This window comes from Streptomyces sp. NPDC089799 (assembly GCF_040684755.1).
Lineage (GTDB): Bacteria > Actinomycetota > Actinomycetes > Streptomycetales > Streptomycetaceae > Streptomyces.
On the sequence record NZ_JBFBGR010000062.1, the window covers coordinates 1 to 22,208 of the forward strand.

The window sequence follows — 22,208 nt, forward strand, 5'->3', positions numbered from 1 at the left end:
GGGGAGTTGACGCCGACGCCCCAGCTGGGACCGATCTCCTGGCCGATGATCGTGGTCACGCCGCTCGCCAGCGAGGCTTCCATGATCCGCGGGGATACGTGTACACGTCACCTCCCGGCAGCCGGGCCATCAGGTCGCCCTTGCTGTCGCCGTTGATGTCGCCCGGGACGAACAGCTTGTCGTACTGGTTGAAGCCGCTGCCGACCTGCTCCCGGGCGGCGAACGGCGCCCCGGCCGTGCCGGTGCCCTTGTAGAGGAAGAGGCCGCCGGCGGTGTCCCGGGCGAGCAGGTCGGGCCGCCCGTCCCCGGAGTAGTCGCCCGCGCCGACGAGGGCGTTGTAGCCGTTCCAGCCGGTGCCGACCTTGATGCGCGTGCCGAACTTCGTGTACAGCAGGCCGTCACCGGGGTGCAGCCACAGGACGCCGGCGGAGTCACGGCTGACCAGGTCGCCCTTCCCGTCGCCGGTGAGGTCGCCCGGGCCGGCCATCATGGTGTAGTTCCACGACGTGCTGACCTTCACGCCTCGGACGTAGAGATCGGTGCCGATGTTCTGCACGTAGCTGGCGTGGTTGTGGCTGTTGAGGCCCGTGGCGTACGTGTTGCGGGAGCCGGGCGTCTCCTTGCCGGCCGCGACCGGCGGGGACAGGTAGTCGCCGTTGGCCAGGGCGTAGTACTTGGCCAGGACGTTGTCGGCCTGGGTCATCACGTTCTGGCCCTTGCCGAACAGCGAAGTGGTGCCCGCGCCGACGATGAACTTGTTCAGTTCGTAGCCGCTGCCGAAGTAGGCGGGGGCGGCGAACTTGCCGCCGCCGATCGACTTGAACCAGTACTCCACGCCGTCGTGGTTGCGGGCCATCAGGTCGCTGCGGCCGTCGCCGTCGCCGTCGTCCGAACCGATGATCATGTTGTACGCGTTCCAGCCGGTGCTGACCTTGACGGCGGGCTTGAGCGGGGCGGTGGCGCTGCCGGCTCCCTTATGGAACCACAGCTCGCCGGCCAGGTTGCGGGTGAGGACGTCGCCGATGCCGTCGCCGTCGACGTCATTGGCGCCCACGACCTGGTCGTAGATCCCCCAGCCGGAGCCGACCTTGACCCGGGAGTTGAAGGGCTTGGTGACGCTTCCGGTTCCGGTGTACAGCCACAGGTCACCGGCGGGATCCCGGGCCAGCAGATCGGGGCGGCGGTCGCCGGTCAGATCGCCGGTGGCGATGAGCCGGTTGTAGATCTGCCAGCCGCGGCCCGACCACAGGGGCGCCGAGGTGCTCTTCACACCCGCCTCGTAGAGCGTGAGCACGCCGTCGAAGGTGAGCGAGAGGAGTTCGGGCTTGGTGCTGCCGCCGACGTCGCCGATCGGCAGCAGGTCCTTGAACGATGCCTCGGGATCCGGGTCGGTCTTGTAGACCGTGTACTCGCTCCAGGCCTTGATCGACGACAGGTAGACGGCCGTGACCTGGTCGTACTCCATGACGATCATGTCGCTGACGCCGTCGCCGTCGACGTCGTGCCGCGGCTTGGCGGCAGCGGCCGTCCGGGCCGGGACCCGGGCAGGCATGACGACGGTCGGGCGCGCGCGGTCGCGGGCGGTTCCGGTCACGGCGGACGGTGTCGACGCCGGAGCGGCGACGCCCGGTACGGCCGGGCTGGGCGCGGCCAGGATCGGCGCGCCCAGGCTCGGCGCGGCGACGCTCGGCGCGGCGGCCAGCGCACCCGCGGCCAGGGCGAGAACGCTCCCGGCGGCCAGGGCGCGCAGCCGTCTGCGCTGCGGTGACGTACGGTGCGATGTAGTCAAGATCCCCCCTGAGGATCGAGCCGTGGGGCTCTGCCCCGGCACACGTCATGTGTGTGTCCGGGATCACGCATCCGTGCATGAACGGCCCCCCGCTTCCGTCCGTGCACGCCGAGCCCCATTGCCGACATTCACGTCGGCACGATCACTCCGGTTCCCGTTCCCTGCACATCAGTTGGGATTCCTGCACCGGGCGACCGTCGCGGGGCCGTCCGCGTCAGGGCCGTCCGCGTCAGGCGACCAGCTCGTAAACGCTCCGGGCCGTCAGCCACAGGCCGGCGAACAGGGAGATCGTGACGATCAGCTGTTCCTGGTGCTGCTCCAGCCAGGTCCGCAGGGCGTTGAGCCGGGCGCCCGCGGCCGCGGGCGCCCGGAGCGCGTACATCTCCATGACGACGAGGCTGAGCGTGGCCAGCAGACAGTAGCCCGCCAGGGCGAGCCAGTCGGTGAGGGTGGAGAGGTCCGCATCGACGGCGATCGCGGCTCCGGCACCGACCAGTGCCCAGGGTTGCAGCAGCCATGCCAGGCCGGCTGCGGTGGCCGGGGAGGCGTTGTCGATCCGGGCGGCCCAGCGCGGTGGGCCGTGCGGGCGGGGCGGTCGGCGGTGCCGGTGGGCGCCGTACAGCACCAGGGCCACGCCGATGGCGAGTTTCGCGGCGATCGCGGCGGTCGAGGGCGCGCTGTGACGGACCGGGGGCTGTCCCCCGGTCAGCAGCATCACGCAGGCGATGACCGCGATCAGGTTGGCCAGCCACGACAGCAGGAACGCCAGGCCCTGGCGTACGCCGCGCCGCGAGGAGAGGAGCAGGATGAAGGCGCTGTTGTGTAGGGGCCCCAAGGTGACGGCCGTACCGATCACCACCAGATCGAGGACCACCTCTCAGGCCTCCGGTCCGGTCGGCCCGTCGCCGGTGGCGGAAGCGGAGGCGGAGGCGGAGTCCTCGGTGTGGTAGCGCCGCAGGAGTTCCCGCTCGGCGGCCCGGTGCGGGAACCTGGTGAAGATCAGCAGCGCGCCCAGGGCGATCGCGACCAGGCCCACGGTGTACGCCCAGTCGTCACCGTGGAGGAACGACTGGCGTGCTGCCGCGACGATCTGGTCGGCGTACTCGGGGTGCTGCTGGGCGACCTGGGCGGCGGAGGCGAACGACTTGGTCAGCTCGCTCTGGACCTGGTCCGACACGTCCTTGCCCTCGGGGGAAGCGGCGATCGCCGTGCTGAAGGCCGAGGCGTAGCCGGCGGTGAGGAGCACGCCCATGACGGACTGCATGACGGCCCCGCCGAGGTCCCGTTGCAGGTCGGCGGTGCCCGAGGCCATGCCGGCGCGTCGCACTGGCACCGATCCGGTCAGCGAGTGGGATGCGGGTGTCCCGGCGAGGCCGGCGCCGATGCCGACGAGCACGTAGGCGAGGCCGATCTGCCAGTAGCTGCTGTGCTCGCCCCAGAACAGCAGCATCCAGGCGAACGCGAGGAAGAGGAACGCGTAACCGCACAGCAGGGTCGTACGGGCGCCGCGTGTCTCGACCAGCTTCGCGGACTGTGGAGCCACGAGCACCATCAGCACGACGAGGGGGAGGATGGAGGCGCCGGCTTCGACCGGGTCGTACTCGAGCACGTTCTGCAGGTACTGCTGGCTGACGAACGCCGACCCCATCATGGAACCGAACACGATGATCCCCGCGCATGCGGCGACCCAGAACGTGCGCCGGCCGGCGATGTGGAGGTCGTACAAGGGGTTGGGAGCCCTGCGCTGACGCCGGACGAACGCCGCTCCGGAAGCCAGAGCGATCACGACGAGGCCGACGACCAGTGACCCTTGACCGGGGACGACCGCGAAATTGATCGCCAGCACCAGTCCCGCGACCAGGAAGACGGACAGGACACCGCCGAGGTTGTCGACCGGTTCGACCGATTCGTTGGCGTGCGCGGGGACGAACAGCAGGGCCATCACCAGCGCGACCAGGGCGAGGGGCAGGGTGACCAGGAACACCGACCCCCAGTAGAAGCGTTCGAGCAGCGCGCCCGCGACCACCGGCCCGAGCATGGAGATGCCGCCGCCCAGCGCTGACCACAGCGCGATCGCCTTCGTCCGGCCCGGCCCCGCCCACAGGGCGGTGATCAGCGCCAGGGTGGTCGGGTAGGCCATGCCGGCCGACAGCCCGCCGAGGATCCGGGCCAACACCAGGACGGTGTCGTTCGGCGCGTACGCGGCGAGCAGACAGGCGGGGATGGAGAGGGCGACTCCGAGGAGCAGCAGCAGCTTGCGTCCGTGACGGTCGCCGACCGCACCCAGATAGAGCACCGATGCGGCCAGGCCGAGGGAGTACCCCACGGCGATCAGGTTCAGTGCGGTCTGGGAGGAGTCGAAGGCCTTCCCGATCGCGGGCAGCGCCACGTTGGCCACTGACAGGTTCAGGTTGGCCACCGCGGCAACGGTGATCAGGGACGCCAGGACGAGCGACGCCCGCGCAGGGGCCTCACGCGGAACGTCGGTGCGTGGTGCGCCGCTTTCGGACACGGGACCTCCGGGGGAAGTTGGGCTCCGCGAGAGTCTTGCCTGATCCGCGGTGCCGTACATCGACCCATTCGGATGACACGCAGGGGGTGCAGGGGTGGCCGGATGCAGGTGGGCGAGGAGCTCGGCTGTCGTTGATCCGTCCTGGGCGTGCGGGCCGTCCCAGAACGACTCCGGTCAGGACGAGTGCCAGACCGCACAGCTGCCGGCCCGTCAGCACCTCTGCGGCCACTGCCGTGCCGAGCAGTACGCCCGTGACCGGGTTGAGCAGTCCGACCAGGCCCACGGTCCCTGCGGGCAGGCGTCGCAGCCCGGTGAACCAGGAGACGAAGGCCAGCGCGGTGGCGACGAGGGAGACGAAGCCGAACGCAAGGAGCTCCGATGCGGAAAGTGTGGGCGGGGCTCCCTCCACGACCGCGGCAGCCGGAAGCAGGAACAGTCCTCCGGCGGTGAGCTGCCAGGCGGTTGAGGCGAGCACGTCAGCGCCGGTGTTCCAACGCTTGGCCAGGATGTGACCGAACGACGATATGAGCATCGCCGCGGCTGCTGTGAGGACTCCCGGTACGTTCACCCCTCCTGCGCCCGTGAGCAGCATGGTGCAGACCCCGCCGAGCCCGATCACCGCGCCGGCCACGTGTGCGAGGCCGGGCCGCTCGGAGACCAGGGGCCAGGCGATGAGCATCATCGCCAGTGGGGACACCGCCATGACGGTCGAGGCGATGGTCGTGGGCAGGAGCTGGGAGGCGGCGTAGACGAGCACGAAGAACACGCTCACGTTGAGCAGCCCGAGCACCGCGGACCGCCACCACCAGTCGCCGCGCGGGCGCCGCCTGCACAGACCGAGGAGGACGAGCCCTGCGGGCAGCGCTCGCAGGGCCGCCCCGTAGAGAGGGCGGTCGGGGGGCAGGAATTCGTGGGTGACGTAGTAGTTGGCACCCCAGGCCACCGGCGCGACACCGGTCAGGGCCACCCACCGCATATTGGCTTCCATGGAAGATAATATATCTTCCATGGAAGCTATGCTGGCGGGATGGACGACGACCTTCAGCCGATGGACCGCGTGGCCCGCATCCAGGCCGACTGGCGCCGCGAGCGACCCGACCTCGACACCTCCCCGCAAGGCGTGATCGCACGGCTGCACCGCCTGGCCGGCCATCTCACCGAGGAGCTCTGCGTCGTCTACGGGCGCTACGGACTCAGCGAGGGCGAGTTCGACGTCCTGTGCGCATTGCGTCGCGCCGGCGAACCCTACGAGCGCGCGCCCGGCGAACTCGCCGCACACACGATGGTCACCACCGGCGGGATGACGAAGCGAATCGACCGCCTGGAGCGGGCGGGGCTCGTCACCCGCCGCCGTTCCGACGACGACCAGCGCGGCCGGATCGTGGCCCTCACCCCATCCGGTCACGCACTGATCGACCAGGCATTCACCGACCACATGCGCAACGAACACCGGCTGCTGAGCCTTCTGACTCCGGCCGAGACCGAGGCGCTCGAAGGGCTGCTCACCACCTGGACCTCACGCGTGGAAGGCCTTCGCCCGTCCGACGGCAAGTGAGCCGGGCGTCACGGGTGCCGGAGCATGTTCCATTCGGCAGGGCCGCTGACGATCCTTGTGCTGCGCAAAAGGGGGCCGGTCGTGGCGCCTTGGGATCAGACAGGAGCGCGACGTGACATCGATCGCAGTAACCGGGCACGCGAACATCACGGAGGCAAGCAAGGCTCTGATCAGGGAAGCCCTGATTTCGAGGCTCGGCCGGTACCCCGCCTCCGAGCTGACCGGTATGTCCTGCCTGGCGGCAGGTGCGGACAGGGTCTTCGCGGATGCCGTTCTGGCCGTGGGAGGACGGTTGATCGCGGTGATCCCTTCACGGGATTACCGCGAACGCATGGTCGATCCGCGTCATGCCGATGAGTTCGATCGCCTGTGCCAGTCGGCCGGTGAATGCACGGTGATGCCGTACCGGCGGACCACGCGTGCTGCGTATGTGGCCGCCAACCGTATGCTCCTGGGCCGTGCCGAGCTGCTGATGGCCGTCTGGGACGGCAGCGACGGCGGGCGCGGTGGGACAGCAGATGTCGTGGCCACAGCCCAGGCTTACGGGCTCCCCGTGGACATCGTCTGGCCGGCGGGTGCCGCGCGGGAATCGCGGGCGCTCGGCTGAGTACCAGCGGCTGAGCGAGGCGGGGGCGGGTTCGGTGCGGCGGCGTGGGCGTCGGCCAGGGCGGCTGCCACCGCGTCCACGAGCGGGTCGGGGGCGTCCGTGCGACGGGCCAGCACCACGCAGCTCGGCGGGTGGCCGTCGAGCGGGACGAACGCGATCCCCGGACGCGCGTGCCTGCGCGCGGCCCCGGCCGGCAGTATCCCGGTCACCCCGTCCCACACCACCGCGTGCAGGCATTCCTCGGCGGACGTCACCACCGGGCCGGGGGCGTCCTCGTCGGAGGCGAGCCAGTACGCGCGCCACCGCGCGTCCGTCCCGGCCGGCAGCCGGAAGCGCGGACGGCCGGCGAGTTCCCGCACGTGCAGCCGCGGCCGTGCGGCGAGCGGGTCGTCCGCGGGCAGTACCGCCACCAGGGGCTCCGATCCGAGCCGTCGTACGGTCAGACCCGAGGTGTCGAAGGGGAGCCGGGTCAGCGCCAGGTCGGCCCGACGCTCGCGCAGCCCGCCCGTCGGATCGGTCACGGGTGCTTCGTACAGCCTGACCCGCAGCCCGGGATGGGTGCGGCGCAGCACGGCGAGGGCCGCGGGCCCGGCATCCAGTCCCGCGCCGGCGACGGTGCCCAGGACGACCTCGCGCACGGATTCCGCGGCCCGCACCCGTTCGCGGGCGCGCTCGGCGCGCGCCAGCAGGTCGCGGGCCTCCGGGAGCAGCACCTTTCCGGCCGGGGTCAGGCGTGCGCCGGTCGGGATCCGGTCGAACAGGCGGCACCCCAGGTCGGCCTCCAGGTCGCGGATCCTGCGGCTGAGGGGAGGCTGGGCGAGGTGGAGCCGCACGGCGGCGCGGCCGAAGTGGCCTTCCTCCGCCACCGCGACGAAGCAGCGCAACGCCTTCAAGTCCATGACCAGCCACGATACCGAGAACGGCATCGCACCTGCGGAACCGGTCTTGGACGTGGGGGCGGATCCGAGGTGAGGTGGAGCCGTCCTCCGGAGCACACGCCCACCCAGGGGCACGTCTGCCCCTTCCATCACCTGACCGCTTCTCTGCCCCTCCCCCTCCCCTTCCCCTTCCCTCTCCACCTCATCAACTTCCCCAAGGAGTAACCATGTACGCGCACCCCGACGATCTCCACCGCGCCCGCTCCGTAGGCGGCGCGGCCGCGCCCGAGTTCGCGGCCTGGCTCGCCTTCCAGAACGCGGTCGACCGCGAGGACGGCGCCGTCCCGCGCCGCTACCGCGAGCTGATCTCCGTGGCGGTCGCCCTCGTCACCCAGTGCGCGTACTGCCTCGACGTCCACACCGCAGCCGCCCGCCGGCACGGCGTCACTCCTGAGGAACTCGCCGAGACCGCCTTCGTGACCGCCTCCGTCCGCGCCGGCGGCACCCTCGCCCACGCGCTCCTCGCCGACCGCCTCTACGAAGGCCACGGCCCCGGCCACGCCCACCACGGTCCGTCCGCCGCCGCGGGAAGTGCGGCGCCCTCCTCCGCCTCCTGCTGACGGTCCCCGTCGCCTGACGCCGCTCCCATGCGTGTTCACGCCCGCGGGGGCGCGGCCTTGTACTCCACGGGGAGGTCGAGAAGGCTGCGGGCACGCAGGGAGGGCCGCCAGTGGGGTTCGGGTTCGGCCAAGGTCAGGGTGCTGAACCGCTCGAGGAGTGCGGCCAGCGCGATCTCGGCCTCGGCACGAGCCAGGGGTGCGCCCAGGCAGTAGTGGATTCCGTGCCCCAGGGCAAGGTGCCCGGATGTGTCGCGGTCGAAGTCGAGCCGCTCGGGGTGGGCGAAGCGACGGGGGTCGCGGTTGGCTGCAGACAGCGACAGCAGGACTGTTTCCCCGGCAGGGACGGTTGCGTCTCCGATGGTCACGTCTTCGGTGGGGAAGCGGCGGATCGCCAGGAGCGCCGGTCCTTCGTAACGCGCCAGTTCCTCGACCGCCTCGGGAAGCTTTGAGGGGTCCATGCGGAGGCGTTCGAGATGCTCGGGATGGCTCAGGAGTGCGTAGACGGCATTGCCGATGAGCTGGACGGTGTTCTCGTAGCCGGCGCCGAGGATGAGGAAGGCGAGCGACGTCAGTTCGTCCTCGCTGAGCATGTCTCCGTCGGTGTCGCGGGCCGAGATCAGGTCGGAAAGAAGGTCGTCGGCAGGGTGCCGGCGCTTGTGCGCAATGAGACCCGTGAAGAAGGCGAGCATGGCACCGATCGCCTGCTTGACGGCCTGCGGGCGGCTGGGGTCAGGTGCGATCAGCTCGTTGGTCCAGGCGCGGAAGTCCTGGCGGTGGTCCTCGGGGACCCCAAGGAGGTCACAGATGACGGTGATCGGCAGCGGAGCTGCGTATGCGGCTATGAGGTCGGTGCGGCCTTCCGTGCCGAGTGCGTCCAGCAGTGCGTCCGCGGTGCGGCGAATCGGAGCACGCAGCGCTTCCACCCGGCGGGGGGTGAACGCGCGGCTGACGAGCTTGCGAATGCGGGTGTGGTCAGGGGGATCCATGTTCAGGAGGTTCGCGTCCAAGGCCGGAGGCAGGGGCAGCCCACGGTAGGCGCCCGGAGCAGCGTTGGCCTTGTCGAGGGAGAGCCGTGGATCTGCAAGGGCCGAGCGTACGTCGTCGTACCGGGTGACCAGCCATGCCGGTTCGCCGCTCGGCCCGGTGATGCGTTGTACGGGCGCAGAGTCACGCAGGTGCTTGTGTGCATCGTGCGGGTTTTTTATGAGGTCGCCCTGTTGCTCCATGGCGTCACCCTACTTCGGCGTGTGAGGACCCAGCTCTGCGCGCCTTCCTTCTCGGCCGGCCGGCGGGTCGTCGGCGAGATCCTCGACGTGGAAACCCGTCGAGGACGGGTCCAGCTGTCGCTGAATGCCCTCCAGGAATTCCGGTTCGGGGTGAGGCCGGCGGTCACGGCGTCAGCGGCCCCGGAGATCCGGACGAGGCCGTCCGCGCAGGCGGGCCTGCTCGTGCTGGGCGAAGGCGCTGCCGTTTCGGCTCAGTTGACGGTGACGGTATAGGTGATGCGCTCGGGCGCCTGCGCAGGGGGCGTCGCTCTCGCGGCGGGTATGGCTGAGGGCCCGGTCGTCGCAGGGGGCAAGGAGGAGGTGTTTCCCTGACAGGTGGTGAAAGTGCAGTGCAGCAGGGTGAACCGCGTGGTCCCCTTGCCCTTGGCCTCGAAGGTGAAGGTGAGCCGGCCCCCGGCACCTTCCATCGCTTCGGCGCCGGAGTCCGCCGTGTAGAGCTGACCGCGGCTGAGCAGCACGGAACTGTCGGGCTTCGGGTCGACCAGGTACCAGTACTCGCGGGTGGAGGCGTTCTGGCCGACGGTGAGCGTGAAGCGCTCCCCCGGCTCGGCGGTGATGCTGGTGTTCTTCACCGGGAGGCTCGTGGCGCCGGCGGCCGATTCGTCCGAGCCGGAGTCGCAGCCGGTGGCGAGGACGAGGACCGCGGCCGCCGCGATCGCTGCACCCCTCCTGCCACCGGGGAGAACGTCTGCTGTACGCGTCCGGGAAATCACTGTAATAAGCCTTGCCCATAGAGCCGTTGATGAAGTCGTCCTTGCCGACCCGGGCAGCCGGGCCCCTTTGGAACGTCGATCATGTCACCTTCCCGGGTGACGAGGGGCCCGTCGTGACGTTGTGGTGTGCACAGAGCCGAGCAGGCAGAGGAGGGGTTCGGCGCTCGGGCTCATGGTGTGCATCTCGTCCGGTCGGAGATCTCCACCCCCGGTTCCACCCATGGGTCCAGGTGCCGTGCGCTGCGTCGCAGCAGTCTGTAGGGCATGACAGCAACCGAGTGGATCACCGACGCAGCACTCATCCTGATCGTCTTCCGGCAGCTGCGGGAAGGCCGTCTCGACCGCAAGACCTTCCTGCTGCCGCTGGGCATCGTGGCCTTCGTGGCGTACTCGTACCTCGACACCGTTCCCACCGGGGGCAACGACCTGGTGCTGATCGCTGCGCTGATGGGCGTCGGCGCCGCACTCGGCATCGGCGGCGGCGTCTACACCCGGATCCGTGCCCTCGACGGGCACCTCCTGATCAAGGCGGGTGCGGTGTCGGCGGTCCTGTGGGTCGTGGGCATGGGAGCGCGGATGGGCTTCCAGGTGTGGGTCGAGCACGCCGGCGGCGCCGACGACCTCGCACGGTTCAGCCTCGCGCACCACATCACCGGCGAGCAGGCATGGGTCGCGGCCTTCGTGCTGATGGCGCTCACCGAGGTCGTCACGCGGGTGGCCACCATCTACGTACGCAGCCGCACGGTCAAAGCGCTCCGCCCCGTGCCCCTCCTCGACCGTACGGCCTGACCGTGCAGTATGTTCGGCCCGTGCCCGCAGACCAGAGCGCCCCGCCCCACAGGACGGACACCGGCCCGGGGGCGGGACCGCGTCCCGTTCCCGGACAGGACCCGCGGGTGCAGTGGGTGGCGAGCCTCGCCGTCGTCGTCGTGGGTGCCCTGACGATCCGGCCCATGGGGTTCGGCGGGTGGGGGCCGGCCGTGGCCGTCCTCTTCGTGGTCAACGCCGCGGCGCTGTTGGCCAGGCGCCTGCCCGAGCACAAGGTCTCCCCGCGTCTCGCGATGATCTGGCTCAGCCTCGGCGTCGTCGCGGCAGCGGCCCTGATCGGTGTCAGCAGCAGCGGAACGGGGTACCTCTTCGCCTTCTTCCTCGCCGGTCACATCGGGTATCGGCTGGAGACCAGGCCGGCCCTGGTGCTCGCGGGGATGTGCAGTCTCCTGTGCGGCGGGGTCCTGTACTTCCGCCTCGGACCGGGGTACGAAACGCTGCCATGGGCATGGGGGCTCCTGACCGGCCTCCCGGTGCTGATCGGGATCGTCAACCGCACCCAGCGTCAGGCCGTACGGGCGGCCATCGAGGCGGCGGAGTCGGCCGAACGCGCCGCCCGGGCCGAGGCCCGGACCGCCGTACTGACCGAACGCGGCCGGATCGCCCGGGACGTGCACGACGTGCTGGCGCACTCCCTCGCCGGGATCAACATGCAGCTGGAGCTGGCGGACGCGCTGATCGACACCGGCGACCTGGAGAAGGTCCGCGAGGCCCACGACAAGGCACACGGCCTGGTCCAGGAGAGCCTGAGGCAAGCGCAGTGGACCGTGCACGCGCTCCGCGAGGACGCGCTGCCGCTGCTGGAGAGCCTGACCGCGATGCTGGAGTCCTCTGGCCACCACGACGCGCTCACCGTCACCGGGACCGTACGCGAAGTGCCGGCCCGGGCCGCCCAGAACCTGCTGCGGATCGCGCAGGAAGCCCTCACCAACGCGGCTCGGCACGCTCCCGGCGGGGCCGTGGAGGTAGAACTGGCGTACGCCGCGGCCTCGACCACGCTGAGCGTCCGCAACGCCCCCGCCACCCGTGCGGCCAACGCCGGTGCGGGCAGCGGGATGGGACTGATCGGCATGCGCGAACGGGTCGCACTGCTGGGCGGAACGGTCACCGCGGGCCCGGTCGCCGAAGGACCGCACCGCAACGGATGGCAAGTGGAGGCAGTGATCCCGACATGAGCGAACGCACCGAAGGCACTGAGCAGCAGCAGTTGAGGGTGGTCGTCGCCGACGACCAGGCGGCCGTCCGCGAGCCCCTCGCGGCGGTTCTCGCCCTGGCCGAGGACATCGACGTCGTCGCAGCCGCCGCGCACGGCCGCGAGGTGCTGGAGGCGGTCGCCGCCGGTCCTGTGGACGTGGTGCTGATGGACCTGAGAATGCCCGTGATGGACGGGATCGAGACCACCCGGCGGCTGGCCGAGCAGTACCCGGAGGTGGCGGTGGTCGTCCTGACCACCTTCGCCGACGACGACTCGATCCTGGGCGCGCTGGGCGCCGGAGCCCGCGGATACCTGACGAAGAACGCCGGACGCCGCGACATCACCCGCGCGATCCGGGCCGCGGCGGCCGGCCAGTCCGTACTCGACCGTGCGGTCCAGGACCGCCTGCTCGCCACGGCGCGGGCCAAGGCACCCGCGCCGGCGGGGCGGGACCTGCCCGCGGACCTCACGCCCCGGGAACGCGAGGTACTCGCGCTGATCGGCCTCGGGCTGCCCAACCGGGGCATCGCCGAGAAGCTGTTCATCAGCGAGGCCACGGTCAAGACCCACATCAACAACCTGTTCGCCAAGGCAGGGATCCGGGACCGGTCGGACGCCGTCCGCCGCGCCATCGAGGCAGGCCTCGCCTGACGCACCCTCCGGCAGGCACGGGCAGCTTCTGCGGCCCGGCGGGGTCAGAGCTTGAAGACCGCTCCGCGCCAGGTCCATCCCGCGGCGAGGACCGCGGCCCGCAGCGGGTCCTTCAGGTCCGAGGTGTCGAAGCGGTAGGACTCCGTCGCCTGGCGGTGGCCCTCGGCCCCCCGCTCCACTGACCGGCGCCACGACACCGTCTTCACCTGCCCCTGCGACCCTGCGGCCGACACGGCCAGCCTGGGCGTACCGCCGACCCACGAGACCTCGAACTGGCGATCGATGGTGCGGGCTTCGTGGGAGGCCGGGACCAGCCGCATCCTGACCTGGGTGACCCGGCTCACCTGGGTGCGGGCGAAGAAGGTGTGCCAGGCAGGATCCGAGATCCGCCATTCCGCCACGAGGTCGGCGCCTTCGGCGTCACCACCGCGCACGACGAACGGCACGTCCGGCCCGTTGAGCGCGAGCAGCGCTGCCCGGACCTCCTCCGCGGAACGCGGGGCCGTACCACGGTCGGGGTGCTCGGTGCCGGTCAGTCTGTCGAGGAAGCCCATCCGCCCAACCTACGAAGCTCCGGCCCCGACCACAACATCTCCCCGCGGCAGGGCCGGATCCGCCCGGCGCGGGATCCCGCCTGACCAGGCGCTACCGGGCGCCGCCGGAGGGCTCCTGCCCGGTGTCCGGGCGGACCGTGCGGAGGAAGTCCTGGAAGTCTCCCAGGACGCTGTCGTGCTGCGTCGCCGTGGCGGTCAGGGTCATCCGGATCACGGCGCGCCGCTCCGGATCCGTGCTGTCCAACATGGCCAGATAGACCTGCGACTGGACGAGGTCGCGGCGCACGCCTGCGACGACCGCCGTGAGAGTGAGCCGCTGCGTGAGGCCGGGGGCCTCTGCGGATCCGACGCCGCGGCGCTGGACCACCTCCACGGATTCGGCGCCGTCACGCAGGCGCTCCACCGCGTCATCGGCGACGCCTTCCAGCGTCTCGGTCTCCGACAGGAAGTCGCCGTCGATGGTGATGTTCGCCGTGAACCCGGCGTCCGCCTTCGGGTGCAGAGCGACGAAGGCCACGGCCGGAGCGTCGACCTCGTCCGGCGGTGCCGGGATCCAGCCTTCCGGCAGGCGGAACTCGATCGGGAGGGGCAGCGTCGTGGCCATTCAGGTCCTTCCTTCCACGGAAACGTACATCAGTCGAACCAGCTGGTGACTTCGTCCTTGACGGAGCCGGCGGCGTCGCCCACCGCATCGGCCGCGTCCCCGACGGCGTCGGCGGCGTCGCGCGCGGCGGCCGAGACCTTGGCCGGGTCGACCGTGAATTCTCCGCCCAGCTTTCCGCCCAGGCCGACGGCGACGCCGACTTCGCCACCGATGTGGAACTTGCCGTCCTCGCCCTTGCCGAAGGTCACCTTTGCCTCGGCGCCCGCCCCGGCCCATCCCTCGGCCGTCCCGCCGGCGCCGATCCCGGCGAGCTCTCCACCTCCCGCGTACGAGGCCTTGGCCCCGGCGAACGCCTTGGCACCCGCGTTGACGCCGCTCAGGCTCGCCCCCGCGCTGACTCCGGCCTCGGCTCCGGCGAATCCCTCACCGCGCATGTAGTAGCCCATGTGCCCGTACTCCGCGCGGCCCTCGGCCAGCGCCCGCCCGCCCACGGACGCCTCGGCCTTGCCGGTCAGGCCGCTGTCGGTGAACCCGACGTTGGCGGTGGCCCGGGCCCCCGCATAGGCGTCGGCGATCCCGGAAAGCTTCATGGACCCGTTGGTCAGGGACCCCTCAGCGGTGGCATGGCCGAGGTCGGCATAGGCCTTGGCCGAGGCCTCCTTGCCGTACTTGGGGCCGCTGGCGGCAGAGCCTGCTCCGGGACCGGTCGCCGATGCCTTGCCCTCGGCTTGCCATCCGTCGGTCTTCGTGGCGGCGTCCTTGTCGGCTGCTGCCGGCATCGGGACCTTCGCCAAGTCGCCCTCGGCACCGGCGTTGAAACCGTCGAGGGTCTGGTCGGCGCCCCTGCCGAAGTTGTCCTTGTTGCTGTCGACCACGGCGGCATCGAGGGCGATCTTGACGTGCTGGTCCGCCAGGGTGACGGCCTTCACCCGATCGTCGATGTGCTGCTGCCACTTGGCGACTGCGGTGCGGATCGAGGTCTCGCCGTCGGGGTCGTGCCGGTAGGCGCTGCGCTCGGCGGGGGTGAGCTTGGCGTAGTCGAAGGCGACGCGCCCCTCCTCCGAAACGGTCATGCCGGCGGCGATCGCCTCGGCCCGGGCACTCTCGACCCGCTTCTTCAGGTCCGTGAACTGCGCGTGGGCGTCCCGCAACAGGCCGGCGATCGCCTTGGCCTGGATCTGCGAGGCCGAGTACTCGTAGCGGGTCGCCGTGAAACGCGTCCGGGCGGTGCCGGCGCTGACGCCGGCCCAGTCCTGGCCGCCGGTCGACATCTTCTGCACGGTTTCGCCGTAGCGGATCTCGACCTCGTGCAACTCGCCCGCCATCGCCTCCCATTTGGCGGCCGCTGTCGTCAGCAGGCCCAGGTCCGTGGTCATGACTTCGTGGTACGTAGGCACGCCGCTCCCCCTACAGGCCGTTCAGCTTCGACTGCGACAGGAACTGGTCGCCCAGGCCGGTGTCGTTCCGGGTGAAGAGACCCGAGGCGCCGCGCAGCGCGCTCTTCTCGCCGGCGAGGCGGCCCAGCAGGGTCTTCACCTGCTGGTCCCAGGTGTCCGCCACCTTCTTCAGGCCGGCGGCCGTGTCCCAGCCCTCGAAGCCCTTCCGAGCCGACCCGGTGGCGTCGTCCGCATGCTCCGAGGCCTTCTTGGTGTTCGGCTCCAGCTCGGTCTCGATGGTGCCGGCCGCTGCCTTCTTCTGGGCCGGCGTCGAAGCGAAGTCCTGGTTCCCGCCCGGAGAGAACATTCCTGCCGAGGGCGGAGTGGTGCCCGGAGCGTACGGCCCGGGTGGTCCGCTGTTCAGTCGCAAGCCCGCGTCCTGGTCCGCGCTGCTCGCACTTTCGTAGACCTGATCCCGTTCGGAATTCCCTGACATGGTGCGCCTCCCCGTCGGCAGGCGTCGATCATAGGTTCGTCGCGCGCGCGGGAGTCGAACGGGGTCCCTGTTGCGTGGGACCGGAGACACGGTCGGCACCGCCGGCCGTGCCGTCCTGCCTGACACGGCATCCGCACCGGCCCGTCCGGGGGCTCAGGGGGTCAGGGGGTCAGGGCACGAGGACCGCGCGGTGGTGCGCTCGATGTCGCGTTCGCCGACCGTTCCGATGACGGTGGTGCCGCGGGCGACGGCGAGCTGCAGGGCGAGGGCGCCCACGCTGCCTGCGGCGCCGTGGACGAGGAGGGTACGCCCCGCTTGCACACCGAGCTCCCCGAGGACGCGGGACGCGGTCCGGCCGACGGTCACCAGGGAGGCGGCGGTCTCCCAGGACAGGGCCTCCGGCTTGACCACCGGCCCGTCGAGCAGGGCCTGTTCGGCGTAGCTTCCGCCTACGGTGGCGCCGAGGACCTCGTCCTCCACGGCGGCATCGGCTCCCTCGCCGACGGCGTCGACCACGCCGGCCGCGTCCAGGCCGGGGATCACGGGAAAGCGGGCGGGGGCGGTGCCGGCCATCAGACCGGCACGGATCTTCATGTCGAAGGGGTAGGTCGCCCGGTCCGGGGCGTCGAACGGACCGTCGGCGGCGAGCCACCGGGGCAGGCCGTGTCCCGCGCAGCCGGGCGGTGAGGCCGCCGTCCGGGCCGTCCATCAGGTGCAGGTACGCCAGGTCCAGGCCGGCGAGCCGGTCCGGCAGCACAAGGGCCCTTCCGCCTGCGGGGGCTACGGGCCGCGGGGCCGTTGGTTGGTTCGATCGGGCGACGCCCGGGATGTGAGGCGCGGCCCGGTGGTGGTGGGGCCGCATGCTGGGGCCATGCGGCAACGACAGGACGTGGCGGCTCCGGCCCGCCACCGCGGTTTCGCGTTCCGGACCGGCCGCCCGGCCCGCCTCGTTCTGCTCCTCCTACCGCTGTGGGTCCTGGCCGCTGCCCTCGCCCCGGCCGGTTCCGCCGCGCGGGCGGCGTTCGGGCCTCAGGCGGCGCCCGGGCCGCGGGCGGTGTTCGGCCCCCAGGCGGAGTCCGGCCCGCCGGCCGCGACCGTGGCCGCAGGCGGTCCCGGTTCCGCCACGGCCCTGGGCGGGTTCATGATCCAGTCGACGGCGCTGGTCGAGGACGCGGCGGAGGAGGTGTCCAGGCCGGGTTACGCGACGACGGGCTGGTACCGGGCCGGTCCACGCTCCACCGTCCTTGCCGCCCTGCTGTCGGCCGGAGTCCACCCCGACCCCTTCCGCTCCACGAACCAGAAACTGATCCCCGCGGCCGACTTCGAGGTCCCGTGGTGGTACCGGGCCGACTTCTCGGTCACCGGCCCGGAAGCGCGTACCCACCTCGACTTCAGCGGGGTGATCTCCGCCGCCGACGTCTTCGTCAACGGCCACCGGATCGCCACGGCGGACACCGTCGCGGGGGCCTACACCCGGCACGAGCTGGACATCACCGCCCTGGTCGGTGCCGGCACCAACACGGTCGCCTTCCGGATCCGGCCCAACGACCCGAAGAAGCACCTCACCACGGGCTGGCTCGACTGGCTGCAGCCGCCGCCGGACCGGAACATGGGCATCGTCCGCGATGTCGTCGTCCGCCGGAGCGGGCCGGTGGTGCTGCGCGACGTCCACGTCGTCACCGCACTGGCCATGCCCTCGATGGACAGCGCCGACCTGACGGTCAAGGCCCTTCTGCGCAACGGAACGTCGGACACCGTCACCGCGGTGCTCTCGGGCACGGCGGGCCCCGCCGCCATCGGCCGGCAGGTGACGCTGGCCCCCGGGGAGAGCAGGACCGTCGTCTTCTCACCCGCCGACCACCCCGGGCTCCGCGTGCGATCGCCGCGCGTGTGGTGGCCGGCCGGGATGGGCGGGCAGCCGCTGTACGACCTCGACCTGACGGTGGCGGTGGACGGGACCGCCTCCGACACGGCCCGCTCGGCCTTCGGGATCCGTGAGGTGCGCGCGCCGATCGACTCCGACGGCGCACGGCAGTACCGGATCAACGGCCGCCCGCTGCTGATCAAGGGCGCGGGCTGGTCCCCCGACGCGTTCCTGCGCTGGGACCGCCGGTACGCCGAGGACCGCCTGGCGTACGTACGCGACCTGGGGCTGAACACGCTGCGCCTGGAAGGGCACCTGGAACCCGACGAGTTCTTCGACCTGACGGACCGCCACGGAATCCTCGTACTGCCCGGCTGGGAGTGCTGCAACAAGTGGGAAGGCGACTTCAACCCCGATGGATCCGGGGAGGAGTGGGACGAAGCCGACCATGCGGTCGCCCGGGCCTCGATGGCCGCAGAAGCGGCCCGGCTGCGCCACCACCCGAGTGTGGTGTCGTTCCTCATCGGGAGCGATGCCGCGCCGGACGCGGAGATCGAGGCGGAATACCTCACGGCGCTGGAGGGAGCCGACTGGAACGTGCCCGTGGTCCCCTCCGCCTCCGGGGCGCCGGCACCCGTCTCCGGCCGTTCCGGGATGAAGATGACCGGCCCCTACGACTGGGTACCGCCCGCCTACTGGTACGACAAGCGTTCCGGCGCCGGCGGGGCCACCGGCTTCAACTCCGAGACCAGTGCCGGTCCGAGCATCCCCACCCTGGACACGCTGCGCCGGATGCTGACCCCCGCCGAGCTGGAGACCCTCTGGAGGGAGCCGTCCGCCGCCCAGTACCACCGCTCCCCCTCACGCACGTTCTCGACGCTCGCCCTGTACAACGCCGCGCTCGCCGGCCGCTACGGAAGCCCGACCGACCTCGGTGACTACCTGCGCAAGGCCCAGCTGGCCCAGTACGAGAACGTACGGGCGCAGTTCGAGGCGTACTCCCGCAACGCCGAGGACACCGACGCGCCCGCAACGGGTGTCATCTACTGGATGCTCAACAGCGGCTGGACCTCGCTGCACTGGCAGCTCATCGACCGGTACCTGGACCAGAACGGCGCCTACTTCGGCGCGAAGAAGGCCAACGAGCCCCTTCACGTGCAGTACGGCTATGACAACCGGGCCGTCAGCGTCGTGAACAACCGGACGGCGGACGCCTCCGGGCTGCACGCCCGGGTCACCCTCTTCAACACGGACGGGACGCAGGCGTACGACCGCACGGTGAGCGGTGTGAGCGTCCGGGGCGGCGGGGTCACGACGACCTCGCTGACCGTCCCCGCCACGGTCGCCGGTCTGGACACGACCCACCTGGCCCGGCTGCTGCTCACCGACGGCTCCGGCCGGGAACTGAGCCGCAACGTCTACTGGCTCTCCGCGCGCAGCGATGTCCTCGCACACGCCGACGCCGACTGGTACCACACCCCCACCACCGCCTACGCCGATCTCACCGGGCTCAACGAGATGCCTCCGGTCTCCCTGGACGCGACGGCCACCACGACGGTCACCGGGTCCGGGGTGTCGACGACGACCGTGACCCTCCGCCATCCGGGCACCACGAAGGCACCTGCACTGTTCACCGACGTCGACCTGGTGTCCGCGAGCGGGACGCCCCTGCTGCCGGTCCGGTGGAGCGACAACGAGATCACCGTGTGGCCCGGCGAATCGGTGGACTTGACCGCCACCCGCCGGACGGCCGGGCCGGGCGAGGCCGCCCCGCGCGTACGGGTCTCCGGATGGAACGCCCGGACGGTCACCGTTCCGTCCCGCTGACGACGGCGTGCCCCCTCTCCGGTTCTTCATCCGACCGGGAGGGGTCGGCGCGTACGGCACGGCGGCTGCCGTCGTCTTCCATTCCAAGATCGATCTGTCCACCATCCGGTCATGCTCTTGCCGGATTGCGGCTCGGTCCGCAGTATTCCTATCAATCCGATGGGAAAGGTGGGATTCGCGGAAGCCCATCGCCACCACACGACGACGTTCCGGAGTAGCCGACATGACCTCTGCCACCGCCCGTGGCACCGCCGTCCGCCCAGCCCCCGCACCGCACAGCGGCACCCGGGCCTGTCGGTGACGCCGGTGCCGACCACATCGAGCCCCGCCGGCCACCGGTCCCCGGACGAGCGACACCGCACGCTCCTGCGCACCGCCCGTGACGTGGCGGAGGACCTCGCCGCGGACGCCATCGTCCGCGATCAGGCGGGAAAGCCGCCGGTCGACGAGACGGCCCGGCTCCGCGATGCCGGGCTGCCGGCCGCGCTCACCCCGCCCGGACCCGGCCGCGGGGCGGACTGGCGTACCGGGTGTGCCGTCATCCGGGAGATCGCCACCGCGGACAGCTCCGTCGGGGACCTGCTCGCCCGCCACTACGTACACGCCTGGAGCGGGCGCTTCTACGCGAGTCACCATCAGGCGACGGCCCTCGAAGAGGAGTCGGTGCGCGAGCAGTGGCTGTGGACCGGGGCGGTCCACGCGCCGGGAGACGGGGACGAAACGGGTGGGACCGGCCTCACGCTGAGGCCCCGCAGCTCCGGCCACGTGCTGAACGGGCGCCGGTCCGTGGACTCGGCGGTGGCCGCGGCCGACCAGATCGTGGTGGACGCCGTCTGCGCCGCGACCGGTGACGTCCTGGTCGTGCGGGTCCCGCCCGGCGCGCGGGGCGTGACCGTCGAACCCGCCCACGACCGCCTCGGGCAGCGCGTCGCCGGTGCGGGTGAGGTCGTCCTCGACCGGGTCACCGTCACGCCGGACCAGGTGCTGGGGCGCCGGCCGCACGACTTGGAGTCGACCGCGCCCTTCACCGCGCTCGCCGATCCGGCGCTGCGGCTCGCCCTGTGTCACGTCGGCCTCGGCATCGCCGAGGCCGCCCTCACCGAAGCCCGCGACCTCAGCCGGGGCGGCCGCGCGTACCGGCCGCCCGGCGAGGACCCGGACCTGCTGCTCACGTACGGGGAACTCGCCGCCGCCGCACAGACGGCCACCGTCGTGGTCGACCGGGCGACCGAGGTGATGGCGCAGGCCCTCGGCGCAGGTGCGCAGCTGGGTGACGACGACCCCGCGGACGTCACCGCCCTGATCGCCACGGCGGAAGCCGTGACGTCGAAGGCCGCCCTGGACATCACCGCCCGGGTGCTGGAACTCGCCGACGCCCCCGGTCTGGACCGCTTCTGGCGCAACGCCCGGGTACTGACCGCCCACCACCCGGTCGCGCACCGCCTGCGCTCCATCGGCCGGCACTACCTCAACGGCTCCCACCGCGCGGTGGCGGCGGCCTTCCACTGACGCCGGGCACCGCACGCGGGGACCGGGATCCGCACGCCGAGGCCGGAGGTGCCCGGGATCGGCCTGCGGATCCGGGGGCGCCCGGGATCGGGCACGCATCCGGGGGCGCCCGGGATCGGGCACGCGCCCGGCCGCCGGCGGCCACCCGTGGGCGACCCCGGCAGCAGCCGTGCAAGATAATGTCCGTATGCGGATCTCAGCCAGGGCGGACTACGCGGTACGTGCCGCACTGCAGCTCGCCGCGTCACAGGATGACGGGCCCGTGAAGGCGGAAGCCATCGCCGACGCCCAGGACATCCCCCACAAGTTCCTCGAAGGCATCCTGAACGACATGCGCCGGGGCGGTCTCGTGCTCAGCCAGCGGGGCGGCAACGGCGGCTACCGGCTGGCCAAGCCCGCGTGGTCCATCACCATCGCCGATGTCATCCGCGTCGTGGAGGGGCCGCTGGTCTCGGTGCGCGGAGTCCGCCCACCGGACCTCTCCTACACCGGCCCTGCCGAGTCGCTCCTCCCCGTCTGGATCGCGCTGCGCGCCAACGTGCGCGAGATCCTCGATCGCGTGACGCTCGCCGACGTCGCGTCGTCGGCCCTGCCCACCGACGTATCGGCTCTGGCCGACACCCCCGCGGCCTGGACCAATCCCTGACCCCGCGCCCCACCTGCAGTTTCTCGTATAGCGAGACATAGGCGTCCAGAATACGGTCACCCCCTTGGGGCGGGCGCCCAGCTCTGCCAGTATCCCTACCAACCAGGTGGGAAAACTCGGATTCAGGGAGGTGGCCGTGCGAACACCGCACCAGGCGGGCCGGACGCTGCCTCTGACCTGCCGCCGCCACATCGATCTGGTCCGTACGTCCAGCGCCATCTGTCGCTGTCAGGCCGCCTGACACACTCCGCCGTCCTCGCTGCCACGCACCTTGCGTGACGGGTGGCCGGCCACTCGGCCCTCCGCCGGCCGGGCAGCACTTCGGCCGGCCTCGCCGGACGCCTGCCTTCGGGCGCGGGCGTCCGGTGCCCGGGCCCGGCGTCCGTCTCCGGGCGGCCGGAACCCGGCCCCTCCCCGGCTTGCGACCGCGATCCCGCCGGCGACGGCGGGAAGCGGGTGCAGTGTGCCGATGGCTTCGCGTCGTTCTCCTCCGTGTCTCCCCCGAGACCATCCCCTGAAAGGACACCTCCGTGTCTCCCGCAAGACCGCTCACCCCGCTGCGCGCCCTCGCCGTCACCGCGGCCCTTCCCCTGCTGCTCACCGCCTGCGGCTACGGCTCCGACGCGAAGAAGGACGAGTCCGCGGACAAGGCCAACGTGGCGGCCGACGCCAAGAAGCTCTCCGCCTCCGAGGTCCGG

Annotated in this window: 23 protein-coding genes and 1 pseudogene; 12 read left to right on the forward strand and 12 right to left on the reverse strand. The window is 71.5% G+C overall.

Features of this window, described 5'->3' with window-relative positions:
- Positions 1–55 precede the first annotated feature (55 nt).
- From AB0O36_RS36110 to AB0O36_RS36125, 4 genes are all read right to left on the reverse strand, one after another.
- A complete protein-coding gene (locus AB0O36_RS36110; RefSeq protein ID WP_365118066.1) occupies positions 56–1,552 on the reverse strand; it encodes a VCBS repeat-containing protein in 1,497 nt (498 codons plus the stop codon).
- Positions 1,553–2,018: 466 nt separating this feature from the next.
- A complete protein-coding gene (locus AB0O36_RS36115) occupies positions 2,019–2,663 on the reverse strand; it encodes a GAP family protein (protein WP_365118025.1) in 645 nt (214 codons plus the stop codon).
- A 3-nt stretch (positions 2,664–2,666) separates the two neighbouring features.
- Positions 2,667–4,208, reverse strand: coding sequence for an MFS transporter (locus AB0O36_RS36120; protein ID WP_365118028.1), 1,542 nt, complete (start codon positions 4,206–4,208; stop codon positions 2,667–2,669).
- A 52-nt stretch (positions 4,209–4,260) separates the two neighbouring features.
- Complete coding sequence (locus AB0O36_RS36125; RefSeq protein ID WP_365118030.1) at positions 4,261–5,289, reverse strand: EamA family transporter; 1,029 nt, start codon at positions 5,287–5,289, stop codon at positions 4,261–4,263.
- Positions 5,290–5,328: 39 nt separating this feature from the next.
- On the opposite strand from AB0O36_RS36125, the gene AB0O36_RS36130 reads away from it, so the two are divergent.
- Both AB0O36_RS36130 and AB0O36_RS36135 read left to right on the forward strand, forming a co-directional pair.
- Positions 5,329–5,856 carry a MarR family transcriptional regulator gene (locus tag AB0O36_RS36130; protein WP_365118032.1) on the forward strand — a complete coding sequence of 176 codons (528 nt, stop codon included), beginning with the start codon at positions 5,329–5,331 and terminating at the stop codon, positions 5,854–5,856.
- Positions 5,857–5,968: 112 nt separating this feature from the next.
- The gene (locus tag AB0O36_RS36135) at positions 5,969–6,463 is read left to right on the forward strand and encodes a hypothetical protein (RefSeq protein WP_365118033.1); all 495 of its coding nucleotides are present in this window, start codon (positions 5,969–5,971) and stop codon (positions 6,461–6,463) included.
- Here the strand turns inward: AB0O36_RS36135 and AB0O36_RS36140 are convergent.
- Positions 6,397–7,362 carry a LysR family transcriptional regulator gene (locus AB0O36_RS36140; RefSeq protein ID WP_365118035.1) on the reverse strand — a complete coding sequence of 322 codons (966 nt, stop codon included), beginning with the start codon at positions 7,360–7,362 and terminating at the stop codon, positions 6,397–6,399. The two genes, AB0O36_RS36135 and AB0O36_RS36140, sit on opposite strands and share 67 nt — an antisense overlap.
- A 206-nt stretch (positions 7,363–7,568) precedes the next feature.
- On the opposite strand from AB0O36_RS36140, the gene AB0O36_RS36145 reads away from it, so the two are divergent.
- Positions 7,569–7,961 (forward strand): carboxymuconolactone decarboxylase family protein, encoded by a 393-nt coding sequence (locus AB0O36_RS36145; protein ID WP_365118038.1) that lies wholly within the window; start codon positions 7,569–7,571, stop codon positions 7,959–7,961.
- 35 nt (positions 7,962–7,996) lie between these two features.
- Here AB0O36_RS36145 and AB0O36_RS36150 read toward each other — a convergent pair whose 3' ends face one another.
- Entirely contained in the window at positions 7,997–9,187 is a 1,191-nt protein-coding gene (locus AB0O36_RS36150; RefSeq protein WP_365118039.1) for a cytochrome P450, read from the reverse strand.
- 21 nt (positions 9,188–9,208) lie between these two features.
- Between AB0O36_RS36150 and AB0O36_RS36155 the strand changes: the two genes are divergently transcribed.
- A complete protein-coding gene (locus tag AB0O36_RS36155) occupies positions 9,209–9,460 on the forward strand; it encodes a hypothetical protein (RefSeq protein ID WP_365118042.1) in 252 nt (83 codons plus the stop codon).
- On the opposite strand, the gene AB0O36_RS36160 is transcribed toward AB0O36_RS36155, so the two are convergent.
- Positions 9,439–9,960 (reverse strand): protease inhibitor I42 family protein, encoded by a 522-nt coding sequence (locus tag AB0O36_RS36160; RefSeq protein ID WP_365118043.1) that lies wholly within the window; start codon positions 9,958–9,960, stop codon positions 9,439–9,441. The two genes, AB0O36_RS36155 and AB0O36_RS36160, sit on opposite strands and share 22 nt — an antisense overlap.
- A 264-nt stretch (positions 9,961–10,224) precedes the next feature.
- On the opposite strand from AB0O36_RS36160, the gene AB0O36_RS36165 reads away from it, so the two are divergent.
- Genes AB0O36_RS36165 through AB0O36_RS36175 form a run of 3 tightly spaced genes read left to right on the forward strand, consistent with a single transcriptional unit; the run spans position 10,225 to position 12,634 of the window.
- Complete coding sequence (locus AB0O36_RS36165) at positions 10,225–10,749, forward strand: hypothetical protein (RefSeq protein WP_365118045.1); 525 nt, start codon at positions 10,225–10,227, stop codon at positions 10,747–10,749.
- Between the two features lie 2 nt (positions 10,750–10,751).
- Entirely contained in the window at positions 10,752–11,963 is a 1,212-nt protein-coding gene (locus AB0O36_RS36170; protein WP_365118047.1) for a histidine kinase, read from the forward strand.
- Positions 11,960–12,634: a response regulator transcription factor gene (locus AB0O36_RS36175; RefSeq protein ID WP_365118048.1), complete on the forward strand. Its 675-nt coding sequence runs from the start codon at positions 11,960–11,962 to the stop codon at positions 12,632–12,634. The genes AB0O36_RS36170 and AB0O36_RS36175 overlap by 4 nt, the downstream gene beginning before the upstream one ends.
- Before the next feature lie 44 nt (positions 12,635–12,678).
- Here the strand turns inward: AB0O36_RS36175 and AB0O36_RS36180 are convergent, their stop codons facing one another.
- The 5 genes from AB0O36_RS36180 to AB0O36_RS36200 form a co-directional block, all read right to left on the reverse strand.
- Positions 12,679–13,188: a hypothetical protein gene (locus tag AB0O36_RS36180; protein WP_365118049.1), complete on the reverse strand. Its 510-nt coding sequence runs from the start codon at positions 13,186–13,188 to the stop codon at positions 12,679–12,681.
- 91 nt (positions 13,189–13,279) lie between these two features.
- Complete coding sequence (locus AB0O36_RS36185; protein WP_365118050.1) at positions 13,280–13,792, reverse strand: hypothetical protein; 513 nt, start codon at positions 13,790–13,792, stop codon at positions 13,280–13,282.
- Between the two features lie 29 nt (positions 13,793–13,821).
- Complete coding sequence (locus tag AB0O36_RS36190; RefSeq protein WP_365118052.1) at positions 13,822–15,168, reverse strand: hypothetical protein; 1,347 nt, start codon at positions 15,166–15,168, stop codon at positions 13,822–13,824.
- Between the two features lie 31 nt (positions 15,169–15,199).
- On the reverse strand, positions 15,200–15,598 hold the full coding sequence (locus tag AB0O36_RS36195) for a hypothetical protein (RefSeq protein ID WP_365118055.1): 399 nt from the start codon (positions 15,596–15,598) through the stop codon (positions 15,200–15,202).
- Positions 15,599–15,817: 219 nt separating this feature from the next.
- Positions 15,818–16,258 carry a hypothetical protein gene (locus AB0O36_RS36200; protein ID WP_365118056.1) on the reverse strand — a complete coding sequence of 147 codons (441 nt, stop codon included), beginning with the start codon at positions 16,256–16,258 and terminating at the stop codon, positions 15,818–15,820.
- A 277-nt stretch (positions 16,259–16,535) separates the two neighbouring features.
- Between AB0O36_RS36200 and AB0O36_RS36205 the strand changes: the two genes are divergently transcribed.
- The 5 genes and pseudogenes from AB0O36_RS36205 to AB0O36_RS36225 all read left to right on the forward strand — a co-directional run.
- Entirely contained in the window at positions 16,536–19,355 is a 2,820-nt protein-coding gene (locus tag AB0O36_RS36205) for an exo-beta-D-glucosaminidase (RefSeq protein WP_365118058.1), read from the forward strand.
- Between the two features lie 306 nt (positions 19,356–19,661).
- Positions 19,662–20,864, forward strand: a complete 1,203-nt coding sequence (locus tag AB0O36_RS36210) for an acyl-CoA dehydrogenase (protein ID WP_365118059.1) — start codon at positions 19,662–19,664, stop codon at positions 20,862–20,864.
- 187 nt (positions 20,865–21,051) lie between these two features.
- A complete protein-coding gene (locus AB0O36_RS36215; RefSeq protein ID WP_365118062.1) occupies positions 21,052–21,510 on the forward strand; it encodes an Rrf2 family transcriptional regulator in 459 nt (152 codons plus the stop codon).
- A 136-nt stretch (positions 21,511–21,646) separates the two neighbouring features.
- Positions 21,647–21,751, forward strand: a complete 105-nt coding sequence (locus AB0O36_RS36220; protein WP_365118064.1) for a putative leader peptide — start codon at positions 21,647–21,649, stop codon at positions 21,749–21,751.
- Positions 21,752–22,040: 289 nt separating this feature from the next.
- Positions 22,041–22,208, forward strand: a pseudogene (locus AB0O36_RS36225) (sulfate ABC transporter substrate-binding protein); the annotation flags it as partial.